General features: G+C 52.6%; 14 protein-coding genes. 11 read left to right on the top strand and 3 right to left on the bottom strand.

Going from position 1 to position 13,851, the window contains the following annotated elements:
* The first annotated feature begins 14 nt into the window (after nucleotides 1-14).
* The 11 genes from AC1W8Y_RS11565 (at nucleotide 15) to AC1W8Y_RS11515 (ending at nucleotide 11,160) form a co-directional block, all read left to right on the top strand.
* Complete coding sequence (locus tag AC1W8Y_RS11565) at nucleotides 15-1,616, top strand: ABC transporter substrate-binding protein (RefSeq protein WP_482014629.1); 1,602 nt, start codon at nucleotides 15-17, stop codon at nucleotides 1,614-1,616.
* Nucleotides 1,617-2,558 carry an ABC transporter permease gene (locus AC1W8Y_RS11560; RefSeq protein ID WP_482014628.1) on the top strand — a complete coding sequence of 314 codons (942 nt, stop codon included), beginning with the start codon at nucleotides 1,617-1,619 and terminating at the stop codon, nucleotides 2,556-2,558.
* Nucleotides 2,558-3,448 (top strand): ABC transporter permease, encoded by an 891-nt coding sequence (locus AC1W8Y_RS11555; RefSeq protein WP_482014627.1) that lies wholly within the window; start codon nucleotides 2,558-2,560, stop codon nucleotides 3,446-3,448. Before AC1W8Y_RS11560 ends, AC1W8Y_RS11555 begins: the two co-directional genes overlap by 1 nt.
* Before the next feature lie 15 nt (nucleotides 3,449-3,463).
* Entirely contained in the window at nucleotides 3,464-4,456 is a 993-nt protein-coding gene (locus AC1W8Y_RS11550) for an ABC transporter ATP-binding protein (protein ID WP_482014626.1), read from the top strand.
* Nucleotides 4,449-5,462 (top strand): ABC transporter ATP-binding protein, encoded by a 1,014-nt coding sequence (locus tag AC1W8Y_RS11545; RefSeq protein WP_482014625.1) that lies wholly within the window; start codon nucleotides 4,449-4,451, stop codon nucleotides 5,460-5,462. Before AC1W8Y_RS11550 ends, AC1W8Y_RS11545 begins: the two co-directional genes overlap by 8 nt.
* 150 nt (nucleotides 5,463-5,612) lie before the next feature.
* Nucleotides 5,613-5,996: a VOC family protein gene (locus AC1W8Y_RS11540; protein ID WP_482014624.1), complete on the top strand. Its 384-nt coding sequence runs from the start codon at nucleotides 5,613-5,615 to the stop codon at nucleotides 5,994-5,996.
* A gap of 57 nt (nucleotides 5,997-6,053) precedes the next feature.
* Nucleotides 6,054-7,109, top strand: coding sequence for a hypothetical protein (locus tag AC1W8Y_RS11535; protein ID WP_482014623.1), 1,056 nt, complete (start codon nucleotides 6,054-6,056; stop codon nucleotides 7,107-7,109).
* Between the two features lie 27 nt (nucleotides 7,110-7,136).
* Nucleotides 7,137-8,387, top strand: coding sequence for an MFS transporter (locus tag AC1W8Y_RS11530; protein WP_482014622.1), 1,251 nt, complete (start codon nucleotides 7,137-7,139; stop codon nucleotides 8,385-8,387).
* A 70-nt stretch (nucleotides 8,388-8,457) separates the two neighbouring features.
* On the top strand, nucleotides 8,458-9,240 hold the full coding sequence (locus AC1W8Y_RS11525; protein ID WP_482014621.1) for a class II glutamine amidotransferase: 783 nt from the start codon (nucleotides 8,458-8,460) through the stop codon (nucleotides 9,238-9,240).
* A 34-nt stretch (nucleotides 9,241-9,274) separates the two neighbouring features.
* Nucleotides 9,275-10,285, top strand: coding sequence for a CorA family divalent cation transporter (locus AC1W8Y_RS11520; protein ID WP_482014620.1), 1,011 nt, complete (start codon nucleotides 9,275-9,277; stop codon nucleotides 10,283-10,285).
* Nucleotides 10,286-10,296: 11 nt separating this feature from the next.
* A complete protein-coding gene (locus tag AC1W8Y_RS11515) occupies nucleotides 10,297-11,160 on the top strand; it encodes an ion channel (protein ID WP_482014619.1) in 864 nt (287 codons plus the stop codon).
* 6 nt (nucleotides 11,161-11,166) lie between these two features.
* On the opposite strand, the gene AC1W8Y_RS11510 is transcribed toward AC1W8Y_RS11515, so the two are convergent.
* The 3 genes from AC1W8Y_RS11510 to AC1W8Y_RS11500 form a co-directional block, all read right to left on the bottom strand.
* The gene (locus tag AC1W8Y_RS11510; RefSeq protein ID WP_482014618.1) at nucleotides 11,167-12,255 is read right to left on the bottom strand and encodes a YeiH family protein; all 1,089 of its coding nucleotides are present in this window, start codon (nucleotides 12,253-12,255) and stop codon (nucleotides 11,167-11,169) included.
* Nucleotides 12,256-12,355: 100 nt separating this feature from the next.
* Complete coding sequence (locus AC1W8Y_RS11505) at nucleotides 12,356-13,531, bottom strand: UxaA family hydrolase (protein ID WP_482014617.1); 1,176 nt, start codon at nucleotides 13,529-13,531, stop codon at nucleotides 12,356-12,358.
* 15 nt (nucleotides 13,532-13,546) lie between these two features.
* Nucleotides 13,547-13,828: a UxaA family hydrolase gene (locus AC1W8Y_RS11500; protein WP_482014616.1), complete on the bottom strand. Its 282-nt coding sequence runs from the start codon at nucleotides 13,826-13,828 to the stop codon at nucleotides 13,547-13,549.
* Nucleotides 13,829-13,851 lie beyond the last annotated feature (23 nt).

The raw sequence follows: 13,851 nt of genomic DNA, 5'->3' as shown, positions 1-13,851 counted from the left end.
CAAAGGGGTTTTCAATGAATTTCAACCGTCGCAGTATGTTGAAGGGTGCCGCAGGACTAGGGCTTGCCGCCTCGGGCGTGGTAGGTGCGCCTGCTTTCTCGCAGGCTTCAAATCGAATCTTGAAGTTTGTCCCTCAAGCCAATTTGGCTAATTTCGACCCCATCTGGGGAACGCAATACGTGGTGCGTAACGCAGCTTCGCTCGTCTGGGACACGCTTTATGGCGTTGACGATAAGCTTCAACCCAAGCGTCAGATGATTGACAGCGAAGAGGTGTCGAGCGACGGTTTGACATGGACATTTAAATTACGCGCTGGCTTGAAGTTTCATGACGGAGAGCCCGTGCGTGCGGCGGATTGCGTCGCCAGCATTACCCGCTGGAGCGCCCGTGATCCGATGGGGCTCATGCTCAAAGCGATACAGAAAGAACTCGTCGCCGTCAACGACACGACATTTAAATGGGTGTTATCGGCACCTTATCCAAAAATGATGCTGGCGTTGGGCAAGACAGGTACGCCTGTCTGCTTCATCATGCCCGAGCGTATTGCCAAAACAGACCCCTTCAAACAAATCGAAGAGTACGTGGGTTCGGGCCCGATGAGTTTTGCAAAAAGCGAATTCAAACCGGGTGCGTTAGCCGTGTTTGAACGCTTTAAAGATTATCAACCCCGTCAGGAGCCGACCAACTGGATGTCGGGGGGCAAGGTCATCCATTTTGACCGTATCGAGTGGATCATCATGCCCGATGCCGCAACGGCATCGGCTGCCTTGCAGAACGGCGAGATCGACTGGTGGGAGAGCCCCCTCCCCGATCTCGTACCGCTACTCAAGCGCAACAAGAATATCGCCATCGACATCGCCGACCCGCTTGGCAACGTGGGGGTGTTCAGGTTGAATCATCTCTTTGAGCCATTCAGTGACATCAAAATCCGTCGTGCAATTCAGATGGCGATTAACCAAGAAGATTACATGCGGGCTGTGGTGGGTTCTGACGACAAACTCTGGAAGAAACTTCCGAGCTTCTTCACGCCAGGCACATCTGTTTATTCTGAAGCAGGCGGCGACGTGATGAAAGGCACCGGCAATATCGAGGGCGCCAAAAAGCTGTTAGCAGAAGCAGGCTACAAGGGACAACCTGTCACGTGTGTTGTGGCGCAAGATGTTTCCATCACGAAGGCGCAGGGCGAAATTACTGCCGATATTCTTAAAAAGATTGGCATGAACGTCGACTTCGTTGCGACTGACTGGGGCACCGTCGGCCAACGCAGGGCTTCAAAAAATGAACCGGGCAAAGGTGGCTGGTCGATGTTCCATACGTGGCACGCAGGTGCTGACTGCGCGACTGTGGCTGGCAATATCGGCGTGCGGGCCAACGGCGACAAAGCGTGGTTTGGCTGGCCGAATAGTCCAGCCACTGAAAAAGGGATAGATGCTTGGTTCGCCTCGGCAACGCCTGACACAGAAAAAGCCGCGATTGCAGCGATTAACAAGGCAGCCATGGAAGACGTCGTCTATATCCCCACAGGATTCTTCTACTCTTACCAAGCATGGCGCACCAGCCTTTCGGGTGTTGTGGCTGGCCCATTGCCATCGTTCGCCGGGGTCAAGAAAGCCTAGATGTTTAGCTATATCGTCCGGCGTGTTTTGGCGACCATCCCTGTGATGGTCATCGTTGCCCTGTTCGTTTTTAGTCTGCTATACATCGCACCGGGAGACCCGGCTGCGGTGATAGCAGGCGATCAGGCGAGCCCTGAGGATGTCGAAAAAATCCGCACCAATCTAGGGCTAAACAGGCCATTTTTGGTGAGGTTTGCCGAGTGGTTTTTTAATTTGCTCCAAGGTGATCTGGGAACTTCCATGTTCACCGGCATGAAAGTGACCGCTTTGATCGGTCAGCGCATTGAACCCACCCTATCGCTCATGATCATCACCTTGATCATTGCGGTCACGATTGCTGTGCCGATCGGCGTCCTCGCCGCCTGGAAGTCGGGTACTTGGATTGATCGCTGCATCATGGCGATATCGGTGGCCGGTTTTTCTGTTCCGGTGTTTGTGGTGGGCTATTTGCTGTCTTTTTTCTTCGCGCTTGAACTAGACTGGTTTCCGGTACAAGGCTACGTTTCTTTCACTAAAGGTTTCTGGCCTTGGCTTGAGACGCTTGTTCTGCCTTCGGTTGCGTTGGGTTTTGTCTATATTGCGCTGATCGCGCGCATCACTCGGGCAACCATGCTTGAAGTACTCTCGCAAGACTACATTCGGACCGCCAAGGCAAAAGGCATGGGTCAAACGGGCATTTTGTTTGTGCATGCGCTTAAAAATGCCGCCGTACCGGTGGTCACTGTCATTGGGATTGGCATCGCGCTACTCATCGGTGGTGCCGTCGTGACCGAGAGTGTTTTTGCGATTCCCGGTTTGGGTAGACTCACCATCGATGCCATTCTCAGACGTGACTATCCACTCATTCAAGGGTTGGTGGTGGTCTTTAGCTTTGTTTATGTGCTGGTGAACTTGTGCGTCGATGTGATCTACACGCTGGTTGACCCAAGGATCCGCTACTAATGACTCATTACGCTGCAGCGCCCGAGCTACCGGATATTTTGCCCGTCGTTCGCGTCAGAAAGGGCTGGATCGGCTTTATCTTCAATCATCCGACGGTTGCGATCGGGTTAGGTCTGATCTTTTTAATGCTCTTGCTGGCAGTTGCCGCGCCTTGGCTCGGCACTGTTGATCCAACAGCGCTTGCACCGATCAAGCGCAACCGAGAACCATCGTTGCAATTTTGGTTTGGTACAGACGCGCTGGGCCGAGATATTTATTCTCGCGTTTTGTATGGCGCGCGGGTATCGTTGATTGTTGGCTTTGCAGTCGCCGTGCTCGCGTCACTGAGCGGTCTGCTCATTGGTCTGATTTCAGGGACCTTTCGACGAACAGACGCCGTCATCATGAGAATCATGGATGGGTTGATGTCCATCCCTCCCATTTTGCTGGCGATTGCCCTGATGGCCCTCACCCGTGCAAGCGTCGAGAATGTCGTATTAGCGATTACGATTGCCGAAATCCCAAGAGTGTCACGATTGGTGCGCGGGGTTGTCCTGACGCTACGCGAGCAACCGTATGTCGATGCGGCGATTTCGTGTGGCTGCCGAATACCCATGCTGATCTGGCGGCATATCTTGCCGAATACTTTGGCCCCCCTCATGGTGCAAGCCACTTACATCTGTGCGTCTGCCATGATCACAGAATCGATTTTGTCGTTTATCGGGGCAGGTGTACCACCGATTACGCCGTCATGGGGCAACATCATGGCGGACGGACGAACGCTGTTTCAGATCAAACCCTACATTATTTTTTTTCCCGCTGTATTTTTATCGTTGACCGTCTTGGCGGTCAACCTTGTGGGTGACGGGTTTCGCGATCTTCTTGACCCGCGAAAATCCAAGGCGACCTAACCGGAGAACTTTACTTTGCCACTGCTTGAAGTCAAGGATCTGCAAACTCACTTCCGCACCCCGGACGGTATCAATCGTGCGGTGGATGGCGTTAGCTTTGTGGTTAACGAAGGTGAGACCCTGGCCATCGTCGGTGAATCGGGTTGTGGCAAATCTGTGACCGCCATGTCTATCTTGCGCTTGATCCCTGAGCCGCCTGGCAAAATTGCCGGGACGATCCGGTTCATGGATCAGGATTTGCTAGCGTTGTCTGACAAGCAGATGAGAGCGATACGTGGCAATGCAATTTCAATGATTTTTCAAGAACCTATGACCAGCCTGAACCCAGTGCTGACCATCGGTCGTCAGTTGTGTGAGACTTTACGTTTGCATCAATCCATCAGTCACTCGCAAGCCAGCGCACGTGCGCTGGAAATGCTTGATCTTGTTGGGATCTCAGAGGCCCCGCGGCGCTTGACCGAGTATCCCCACCAGCTTTCTGGCGGTATGCGGCAACGCGTGATGATTGCGTTGGCTCTTGCCTGCAACCCACGTTTGTTAATCGCCGACGAGCCCACCACTGCTCTTGACGTCACCATTCAAGCGCAAATTCTGGATTTGATGGCTGATCTAAAAAAGAAGATTGGTGCCGCCATCGTTTTGATTACACATGATCTGGGGGTAGTCGCAGAAGTCGCCGAACGGGTGATGGTGATGTATGCGGGACGCAAAGTTGAAGAGGCACCGGTCGGTGAACTCTTTGCACATCCGTTGCACCCTTATACACAAGGCCTGCTCGGTGCAGTCCCAAAGCTTGGGGCTTCTGCCCAGGGCAACACGTCCCGTTTAAGAGAGATCCCCGGTCTCGTGCCAAGCTTGAAGCAAAAAATAAAAGGCTGTGTTTTTGCTTCGCGTTGCCCCTTAGCGAAAGAGCCTTGCCATGAAATCGCCCCCGCCCTGCAGGATAAGGGTAACGGGCACTGGGTCACCTGTCATTTTGCTGGCGAAAACGCTTTTTCTCATGACTAACAGACCTCTTCCATCCGCCACCACCAACAGTGAGCCACCCGTGTTACTCGACGTTCGCGGGTTAAAAAAATTCTTTCCTGTCAAAACGGGCTTGCTCGGCAAAGTGACGGGTCACGTTCATGCTGTCGATGACGTTTCGTTCAGTATCCGCAAGGGCGAAAGCCTTGCGCTGGTCGGTGAGTCTGGTTGTGGCAAATCGACCGTGGGCCGCTCGGTGCTCAGGTTATTCGATCTGACTGCTGGGGAAGTTTGGTTGGATGGTGTGAAAATCGATTCGCTCACGGCAAGCGCCCTCAGGCCTTTGAGAAAACGGATTCAAGTCATTTTTCAAGACCCCTTCTCTAGCTTGAATCCTCGAATGAAGGTGCGCGACATCATCGCCGAGCCTATCCGCAATTTTGGGCTCGCAACGAACTCAGCAGAGATCGACGCGAGGGTCGCCAAACTCTTAGAACGTGTGCGGCTCGGTAAGGATGCAGGTAGTCGTTGGCCTCACGAATTTTCTGGTGGTCAACGTCAGCGCATTTCAATCGCGCGTGCGCTGGCAGCAGAACCAGATTTGATTATTTGCGATGAAGCTGTCTCTGCACTTGATGTGTCGGTAAAAGCACAAATCGTGAATCTGCTTCAAGACTTGCAACAAGAACTGGGGCTCGCCTTACTCTTCATCAGCCACGATCTCGCTATCGTCGAACACATGGCGCATCGCGTGGCGGTCATGTATCTCGGTAAAATTGTCGAAATTGCTGATCGGACGCCACTGTTCTCAGCGCCGTTGCACCCTTACACTCAAGCACTACTATCGGCAGTGCCATTGCCAGATCCCACCTCAAAGACCCACAGAATCGTGTTGCAAGGTGACGTACCAAGCCCAATCAACCGCCCAAAAGGTTGCCATTTTCATACTCGCTGTCCTGTGGCGTTCGATCGTTGCCGCCTCGAAATGCCGGCTTTAAAGGCAACGGCATCCGGTCATTTGGTCAGTTGCCATTTAGTTGGCGAATGATTGAGCCCCTTTACCACTAGGGCATCGCCGCAAAACGCACACGGGTTTGACGAGGTCGTTTTGACGGCACTCACAGAGCGGGTTAAAAGGATACTGCAGTCAACATAAGACAGCCTGTCCCAGGGCGGTTAAATTTATAAGGAGAGTTTAATGTTCAGTCATGTGATGGTGGGCGCAAAGGATTTAGAGGCGTCGAGAAAATTTTATGACGCTGTGCTGGGTGCATTGGGTACTGCCCCTGGGGTAATCAATCGCGATATCAGATATTTTTACCGTAACCCCAAGGGTAGCTTTTCGTTTACGCTGCCCATTGATGGCGAAGAAGCCTGTCACGCCAATGGTGGGACAATCGGGTTTGCCGCAGCGTCTGCAGAACAGGCGCTCGCCTTTCACGAAGCTGGCATTGCCAATGGCGGCACTGCCTGCGAAGATCCACCGGGTTACAGAGAAGGCCCAACTGGCAAAATTTACTTGGCTTACCTTCGAGACCCTGCCGGCAATAAGATTTGCGCACTTTACCGACCCGCTAGCTAATAAGTCGTTGCAGATTGGTCGCGAGTGGGTTTCACTCGCGTCACAAGCAATAGACCGATGAACGACGAGTCGAAACCCAAAGAACCGATACAAGCTTGGCGTGCTGTCGCCGAGTGGTATCACGCTTACTTCACGGGTATCGTTCTTTACACAGTCTCGCGAAAGGGCCCGCAGGAGACAGCGCGGTTTGTCTACGAAATATTCTGCCGGCAACGCTTAGAGCGGTTTTTACCCGGCCTGCAAAAGCTTGGGCTGGATCGGCTTCCCCATGCCGTTGCGGCCGCACAATATCACTATCTATCGAATCACATTGGCGGCGTCTCTGTTGAGTACATGCCAGAGAGCAATCGAAAAGCGTGGATCCGGTATGCGGCCCCTCGTTGGCTTTGGTCTGGGACCGCACTTTGTGGCATCCCGCCAAGTGTTTCGACCGCGATGCTCGAAGGATGGCACGCTCAGAATGGTCTCATGCTTCAAAACCCGAGACTTGGCTTTGTCTGCACCAAGCAGACTGTCGATGGTCAGTCTGGCCTTGAAGGCTATTACTACGAGTATGACCATGAACTGACAGCCCAAGAGCGCTTGCGCTTCGCACGCGACGAAGAGGCACCTGACTTCAATCCCGAACTGGCACCCACCTTGCCCATCGACACATGGCCTGCGGCCAGACTAGCCAAGGCGCACCGCAATTACGCCATTGAATACGTTCGCTCAGCGTTCCCCACCGCACTTCAACTTTGGGGGCCAGACGAAGCAGCACATCACTTACGAATGGCGGGCAAGCTGATCGGGATGCAGTTTTATCATGACACTGCACAACATCTCAGCGGCGATTATGGTCGTGATGCCTTTGGCTTTGCACGTTTCATTGCCGATCTGGGTGTTGCGCACGGCGATAAGACAAATTTTGCGAATACAGGGTCTAGTTTTCGCGTCAATCAGGAGAGTTGGGTTTTTATGGATGGCATTGACAGCGTCGCCCCGCTCTTGGCAAGTGCCTGGAACGGTCTGATTGAAGGCGCCATGCAAGCACACAACCAACGATTGCAGTTGAGTTTTCATCAAGAGCGCGTGGGCCAGCAATGGCTGCTCTCGTGGCAAATCAATGGCTAAGCGAACCGGTTGAACCAAAAACTGATCATGAACAATTCACCGGCAACTATCAGACGCACTGCTTTGGGTGTTCTGTTATTTTGCACCGTGATTGGCGCCATCTCTCGAGGTGTAAGCGAAAGTTTTGCCGTTTTTTTGCTGCCAATCGCACATGAGTTCAACGCGGACCGCGGCGCCCTGACGGGCACCTATTCCGTCTATATGGTTGCGCTGGGCGTGATGTCTCCCATCGCTGGGACGATCTTTGATCGGTTAGGCGCCCGCCTCTGTTACAGCGTGGGCCTATGCGTGATGGGATCAGCCTATCTGTTGGCGTCTCAATCGAGTGCACTGTGGCATTTGTATTTGACGACTGGGCTGGGCGGCGCCATCGGGGTAGCGATGATTGGGATGTTGCCTGCTTCGAGTCTTGTGAGCCGTTGGTTTCAGAAAAGGCTACCGACAGCAATGGGCGTGATTTCTGCGTCTCTTGGCACGGGGTTACTGCTCTTTTCACCCATGATTCAAGCGCTCGTCCAACAACATGGCTGGCGAATCACATTTCAGATCCTGGGCGCACTCTTGCTGTTCGTGATGGTGCTCATTCAGTTTTTACCGTGGGGCCGCATCTCGTTGGGATCCCCCGTCATTGCTGCCGTCAACCGTCAACGAGCCAATGCAGGCGACACTTGGACGCTTCAGCGAGCCTCACAGACGCTCGTCTTTTGGGCGCTATTTGCCGTGATGTTCTTCACCTCTGTCAGCACTTATGCTGTTACCGTCCAACTCGTCGCCTATCTGGTGCATTGCGGATTGTCTCCGATACACGCGGCAACCATTTATGGCCTGGCAGGTATGGCCTCCATCGGTGGCATTATCGTTTCCAGTATGTTGGCCGAGAAAATAGGTGAAGTCAGGGTAGCCATCGTTTCCTATGGCTCCACCATCGCTGGTCTCATCGCCTTAGCGTGTTTTGCCCAAACACCAGTGACAATCGTGCTTGGCCTTTTTATTTTACTGTTCGGAACTATGCAGGGGTCGCGTGGTCCATTAGTTGCTGTCCTGTCGTCCCGAAATTTCGCAGGCGGTCGCCAGACAGGCATTTATGGGGCTGTCCTGTTTGGCATGGGCATGGGTGGTGCATTGGGCAGTTGGGGCAGCGGCGTTCTTTACGACCTCACAGGTGGCTACTTAGCGAGCTTTGTTTTCTCGGCGAGCGGCGCAGCCTGTGGGATGCTACTTTTTTTAACGGTGCCTGGTCTCGGAGGTGGCAAAAAGCGAAGCCCTCGGGTTGTCTAGACAAAAATAGTAAAATATGTGTAAATTTCACGTCAAAGAATAATAACGAGGTAACAATATGTGCAGATGGATGGCCTATTCTGGCGATAGCATCTACCTTGAGGACTTGCTTTACAACCAAAAAAACTCGCTGATTTCACAAAGCCAACGAGCCACCAAATCGGCATGCACGACCAACGGCGATGGCTTTGGTGTGGCCTGGTACGGTGAGAGAAAGAAACCTGGTTTATTCAAAGACGTTCTGCCCGCATGGAACGATGAAAATCTGCGAGAAATCAGTCAACACATCAAGAGCAATTTGTTTTTCGCGCATGTCAGGGCGGCCACCGGGACCGCTGTCTCTCGCATGAACTGTCATCCGTATGCCTACGAAAACTGGTCCTTCATGCACAACGGGAAAATTGGCGACTGGCATCTGCATCGCCGAGAAATCGAAACGCTGATTTCGTCAGCGTTCTACGAGCACAGGCACGGCACCTCTGATAGTGAGGCACTGTTTCTACTGGCGCTTACCATGGGTCTGATGGACGATCCCGTCAAAGGCGTGAGCCTAGCGTTGGCGAAGGTCGTTGAAATCATGCAAAAAACCGGTTCTACCGAGCCGCTGCGGTTTTCGGCCGCCTTGAGCGATGGGCAATCCATTTGGGCCTTTCGATTTTCGAGCGATAACGACTCGCCCAGCCTTTTTTACGGGGCTGCCAGCACGCACGATGGCTTGGCGAAACCAGGCAGTACGACGACCATTGCCTCTGAACCCTCAGACAGCGACTTCAGTCACTGGACTCGCGTGCAAGAATCAAGCTATATCCACTGCCTGAATGGTCACATTTCAGTCAACAGAATGATGGTCTAATTTGGGATAAATCATCCCTCATTAATACATCCTCATGACTGACCAATTGTGCGTATCCATCCCAACCGATGGCGTTGTCTGTGCTTGGGCAATGTCGCCTAGCGGCAAGCAAATTGAACTCAATCTCGACGATATTAGCAACGTCATCGCAGACGATCAGTTATCCGTTTGGCTTCATTTGAATTTATCCAACTCGAACGTTCAACGATGGATAGAGAAAACACCTTTGGTTCCGGCCAGGGCGGTTGACCTCATCAAAGAAGGCATCACAAGAAGCCGGGCCGAAAAAGTAGAGAAAGTTCAAGAATGCTTATTCATGGTCATGAATGATGTCGAACATGAATTTGGCTCTGATGATCTATCGTCTCCCCTGGGAACGCTTTGGGTCATCTTGACGCCCAGGTTAATGATTTCACTGAGGCATCGTCCGTTACACACCACAGACACCCTGCGGTCAGAGTTACGAACCGGTCAAATCAAACCCACGTCTTGCGTCGAACTGTTGCACGAGCTACTAGACCTGCGCGCTGAATTTCTGCGTAGCCTATTATTTCAACTATCAGAGCAAATGGACGATCTCGAAGAAGCTCTGCTCAAAGGTCTCGAGATTACCGATCACGAATCATTGCGACGCATCCGCATTCAGTGCAGCCGCCTCAGACGTCAATTCGGGCCCGAGCTTGTGGCCCTGCATCGATTACAGAAACATCTGCCCAACTGGTACACAAACCATGACAAGGTCAAGTTGATTGATGACCTGGATGTGTTGTCCTTTCTCATTCAGGACACCAGCCACTTACACGATCGGGCGAAGATGTTGCAAGATGAACATGCTGCGCAAATGGCAGAACTTAACTCGCGAAACTTGCAGGTGTTGTCAGTGATGACGGTGATTTTTATGCCGATGACATTGATCACCGGCATCATGGGCATGAACATGGAGGATCTGCCAGGCCTCAAAGAGTCGTTTGGTGTCATCATGGTGCTCATGGCACTTTCAGGCACTGTGGTCTACAGCGTGTTGAAGTATCGAAAGATCATCTAGGGTTATTGCACATGTTGCAAAAAAAAGATCAACTTTTCGCCCGAATCCACCAATCGACCAGGGCAGCACTTTCGGTCACGTTCGGTGATTTTTATCATACCGTGGTGCGGATGGCGTGGTTCAAATTTATTGCTGCCTTTATCATCATTTTTTTATTCAGTAACCTGGTTTTTGGATCTCTGTACGCCCTCAACCCCGACTCAGTCGCAGGGATGAAGAACACTGGCTATCTCGAGTATTTCTTTTTCAGTGTGCAGACACTGTCAACCATTGGCTATGGCTCGATGTATCCGCAAACGCTCTATGGGCAAGTGCTGGTGACTTGTGAAGCGATGTTCGGTCTACTGGGGATGGGGATGTTTGCAGCCCTCGGATTTGCCCGTCTTTCGTTACCGAAGGCACGCGTCTTGTTCAGCAACAAGGTGGTCGTAACCACCTTTGATGGGATCCCCAGTTTGATGTTGCGCGTGGCTCAGGCCCGAAGCAATCGGATCATCGATGCGGAGGTCAACTTGAGCATGTTGTTACGCGAAACAACGGCCGAGGGGATACAGATTAGACGCCTCTCCTACCTGACCTTGCAACGCGACAGAATCCCGCTCTTGAGTTTGACTTGGTTAGTCAGACACACCATCGATGAGACAAGTCCCTTGTATCAGCTTTCAAAAGAAACGCTTGAAAATGGCGACTTCGGACTCATTGCCATGATCAAGGGGATCGATGAGACCGTATCGCAAACCATACATGCCAACCACATGTACGGCTATCAAGACATTCAATGGGGCTACCGTTTTGTCGACATGCACATCAAAAACAGGGACACTGGCGAAACAACGGTCGACATGAGCGTGATTAACGACACCATACCCGCGTGATTGAGCTCAGATTTTTCCAATACCAAACAGAAAGATGCCTGTCAGCACAAACAGTGCAATAAAGACGGTCTCACCGACGAGCATCACCACAGGTTTCCAGCCCAGGGTCATCAGTTCTTCAAATGAAGTTTTTACCCCCGCGGCTGCAATTGCGGTCACCAGCATCCAGCGCGACGTGTCACTTGCAATGGCAATCACAGACGGGCTAAGCACCCCAACGCTCGACAGAAGCACCAGCACAATAAAGGCCAGCATAAACGTCGGGATTAACGGCACCGACGTCTTTTTGGTTTTCTTTTCGGTGTTGACATCAAAAACGGTACCTTCCACATGGTCTTGCCGCTCGTTTTTAGCGTCTTGCGCGAGCGTCTGTCGTTGAAAAAGTAGCGAGATAATGACCACGGCTGGCATCAGCAACATGACTCTGAAGAGCTTGACCACAGTGGCCGTATCGCCAGCCTCAGGGCCTAAGAGCATACCGGCGGCGACCACTTGGGCGACATCGTGAATCGTGCCGCCTAAAAAAATGCCAGACTGTGACGGCGTAGCACCGATTAGCTTAAGCCCAAACGGATAGATGACCATGGCAACCGTGGACAGCACCGTGACCCCAACCACCGTCAAGAGCGTGAAACGATCGTTCTCTTTGCTCTGAGGCAAGACAGATGAAACGGCTAGTGCCGCAGAGGCGCCGCAAATGGCGACGGCCCCGCCCGATAAGACCCCTTCGGCGGCAGGACGTTTAAGCCAACGCGACAACAAGTAGCCACAAAAAATCGTCCCAGCCAAACCCATCATGATCAATAAGCCCGTTGACCAGCCAAGTTTACCCACTTGCGTCAAGGTAATGCGTGCCCCCAGCAGCGCAACACCGCCACGCAGCACCGTGCGACCGCAAAACCCGACGCCCGGGCCAACCTGCACATTCTTGGATAGAAAATGAAAGGCCAGCCCCATCAACAGTGCGTATAAAAGTTGAGGCCCACCGTAGTGCTCGGACACAAACGTCGCTGCCAGGGCGATCACGCCGCACACTAACGTGCCTGGTAGATTCTTTGTAACGAAAGTGCGTGCCGAGCCAAGGGATAGGGTCATGCTGGAGTCGATGTAGGAAGACAAACCGCTTTGCCTTTGAAAGCGGGACAAAAACACAGAGGACTGCAATTTTACACAGCCCCCCGTGTCTTGCAGCGCGTTACGCGCTTTCGAACAGGCGAGTCATCACAAACTCGCGATGGCCCAGCGCTTCAGCGGCCGTATAACGACCGTTGATCGTACGCATCATGACTTCCAGCAACTGGTCGCCCGTTTGATCCATCGTACGCTCGCGTTGCAGCAAACCAGAGCAATCTACGTCGATGTGCTCACTCATGGTGCGAACCGTGCGGGGATTTGCGCAGATTTTGATCACGGGAACAATCGCATTGCCAATGACGTTGCCCTGACCTGTTGGGAAGAAATGCACAACAAAGCCAGAGGCTGCACACAGCGTCACCATTTCAGCCGCAGCGGAAGATGAATCCATGAACCACAGACCTGAATGCGATGGCACTTCCGCTTTATCGATGACGCCGTCGACGGTACATTTCTTACCGATTTTCTGGATGTTTCCGAGCGCCTTTTCTTCAATCGTTGTCAAACCACCCGCGATGTTACCTTTGGTGGGCTGTGACTCAGACAGATCGGTCGTTTTATTACGATTGATCATGTCCTGATACCGGTTGAACATATGCATGAACTGATCACGAACCTCGGGCGTCTTGCAGCGCGCCGCGACGATGTGCTCTCCGCCCGTGATTTCGGATGTTTCGCCGAACACCAAGGTTGTCCCTAGCGCGTGCAAGGTGTCGAAAGCATTGCCTACCGTGGGGTTAGCACCACAGCCTGACGTGGTGTCCGATTCACCGCATTTGGTCGATACCCAAAGTTCAGAAATTGGGCACTCAACACGTTGCTTTTCAGATGCCCACTGCACATATTCTTTGGCAGCTCTGCTAGCACGCATAATGGTCTCGTGATCCCCATGACCTTCGATACCAAAGCCAACCACTGGTTTGCCCGTTTTGGCGATCCCATCGACCACTTTCTTGGTCCAGCCGTCTTCAATACCGATCACGACAACCGCCGCGACGTTAGGGTTGCAGCCTGCGCCAATCAAGGTCGCAAAGTGCAAATCCAAGTCAGCGCCAAATTGCAGGCGCCCATAGGGATGCGGGATCGCCATGGCGCCTTTGATGTTATGCGCAACTGCTTCGGCTGCCGCATTGGACAAGTCGTCCAGTGGCAGAATGACGACGTGGTTGCGCACACCCACGCGACCGTTTTCACGGCGATAGCCCCAGAAGGTGGCGTCTTGAGTCAGAAATGACATGAGAGGATTCCTTTATTACCAGCGTTTTGTTTTGATGTTGTGGACGTGGGCGTGCTCACCTGCTTTGATATCTGCCACCACCTTGCCAATGTCTATCCCGTATTTGATAACGGTCGCGCCAGCAGCCAAATCCTTCATGGCAACCTTATGCCCCAGGGGAATATCAGCGATACAAGGCACGGTAATCGTGCGGTCTTCATCCAAAATCAACGCAGTCAGCTGTTGGCCAGCTTTAACGCCCTCGGTGACAACAACAGCCACGCTGTCGTTGGGGTCGTGCAATACGCAGTGAATCATTTGCGCTCCTCTAGGTTTAAATA

This window comes from Jezberella sp. (assembly GCF_964834465.1).
Note: the sequence above shows the minus strand (reverse complement) of the source record. Positions and strands in the feature narration are given on the sequence as shown.

Excerpts from the sequence above, each read along its gene's own strand:
- AC1W8Y_RS11520 (WP_482014620.1), top strand. The coding sequence starts at position 9,275 with ATGACTGACCAATTGTGCGTATCCATCCCAACCGATGGCGTTGTCTGT.
- AC1W8Y_RS11505 (WP_482014617.1), bottom strand. The coding sequence starts at position 13,531 with ATGTCATTTCTGACTCAAGACGCCACCTTCTGGGGCTATCGCCGTGAA.
- AC1W8Y_RS11530 (WP_482014622.1), top strand. The coding sequence starts at position 7,137 with ATGAACAATTCACCGGCAACTATCAGACGCACTGCTTTGGGTGTTCTG.
- AC1W8Y_RS11565 (WP_482014629.1), top strand. The coding sequence starts at position 15 with ATGAATTTCAACCGTCGCAGTATGTTGAAGGGTGCCGCAGGACTAGGG.
- AC1W8Y_RS11510 (WP_482014618.1), bottom strand. The coding sequence starts at position 12,255 with ATGACCCTATCCCTTGGCTCGGCACGCACTTTCGTTACAAAGAATCTA.
- AC1W8Y_RS11535 (WP_482014623.1), top strand. The coding sequence starts at position 6,054 with ATGAACGACGAGTCGAAACCCAAAGAACCGATACAAGCTTGGCGTGCT.
- AC1W8Y_RS11560 (WP_482014628.1), top strand. The coding sequence starts at position 1,617 with ATGTTTAGCTATATCGTCCGGCGTGTTTTGGCGACCATCCCTGTGATG.
- AC1W8Y_RS11525 (WP_482014621.1), top strand. The coding sequence starts at position 8,458 with ATGGCCTATTCTGGCGATAGCATCTACCTTGAGGACTTGCTTTACAAC.
- AC1W8Y_RS11500 (WP_482014616.1), bottom strand. The coding sequence starts at position 13,828 with ATGATTCACTGCGTATTGCACGACCCCAACGACAGCGTGGCTGTTGTT.
- AC1W8Y_RS11515 (WP_482014619.1), top strand. The coding sequence starts at position 10,297 with ATGTTGCAAAAAAAAGATCAACTTTTCGCCCGAATCCACCAATCGACC.
- AC1W8Y_RS11545 (WP_482014625.1), top strand. The coding sequence starts at position 4,449 with ATGACTAACAGACCTCTTCCATCCGCCACCACCAACAGTGAGCCACCC.
- AC1W8Y_RS11555 (WP_482014627.1), top strand. The coding sequence starts at position 2,558 with ATGACTCATTACGCTGCAGCGCCCGAGCTACCGGATATTTTGCCCGTC.
- AC1W8Y_RS11540 (WP_482014624.1), top strand. The coding sequence starts at position 5,613 with ATGTTCAGTCATGTGATGGTGGGCGCAAAGGATTTAGAGGCGTCGAGA.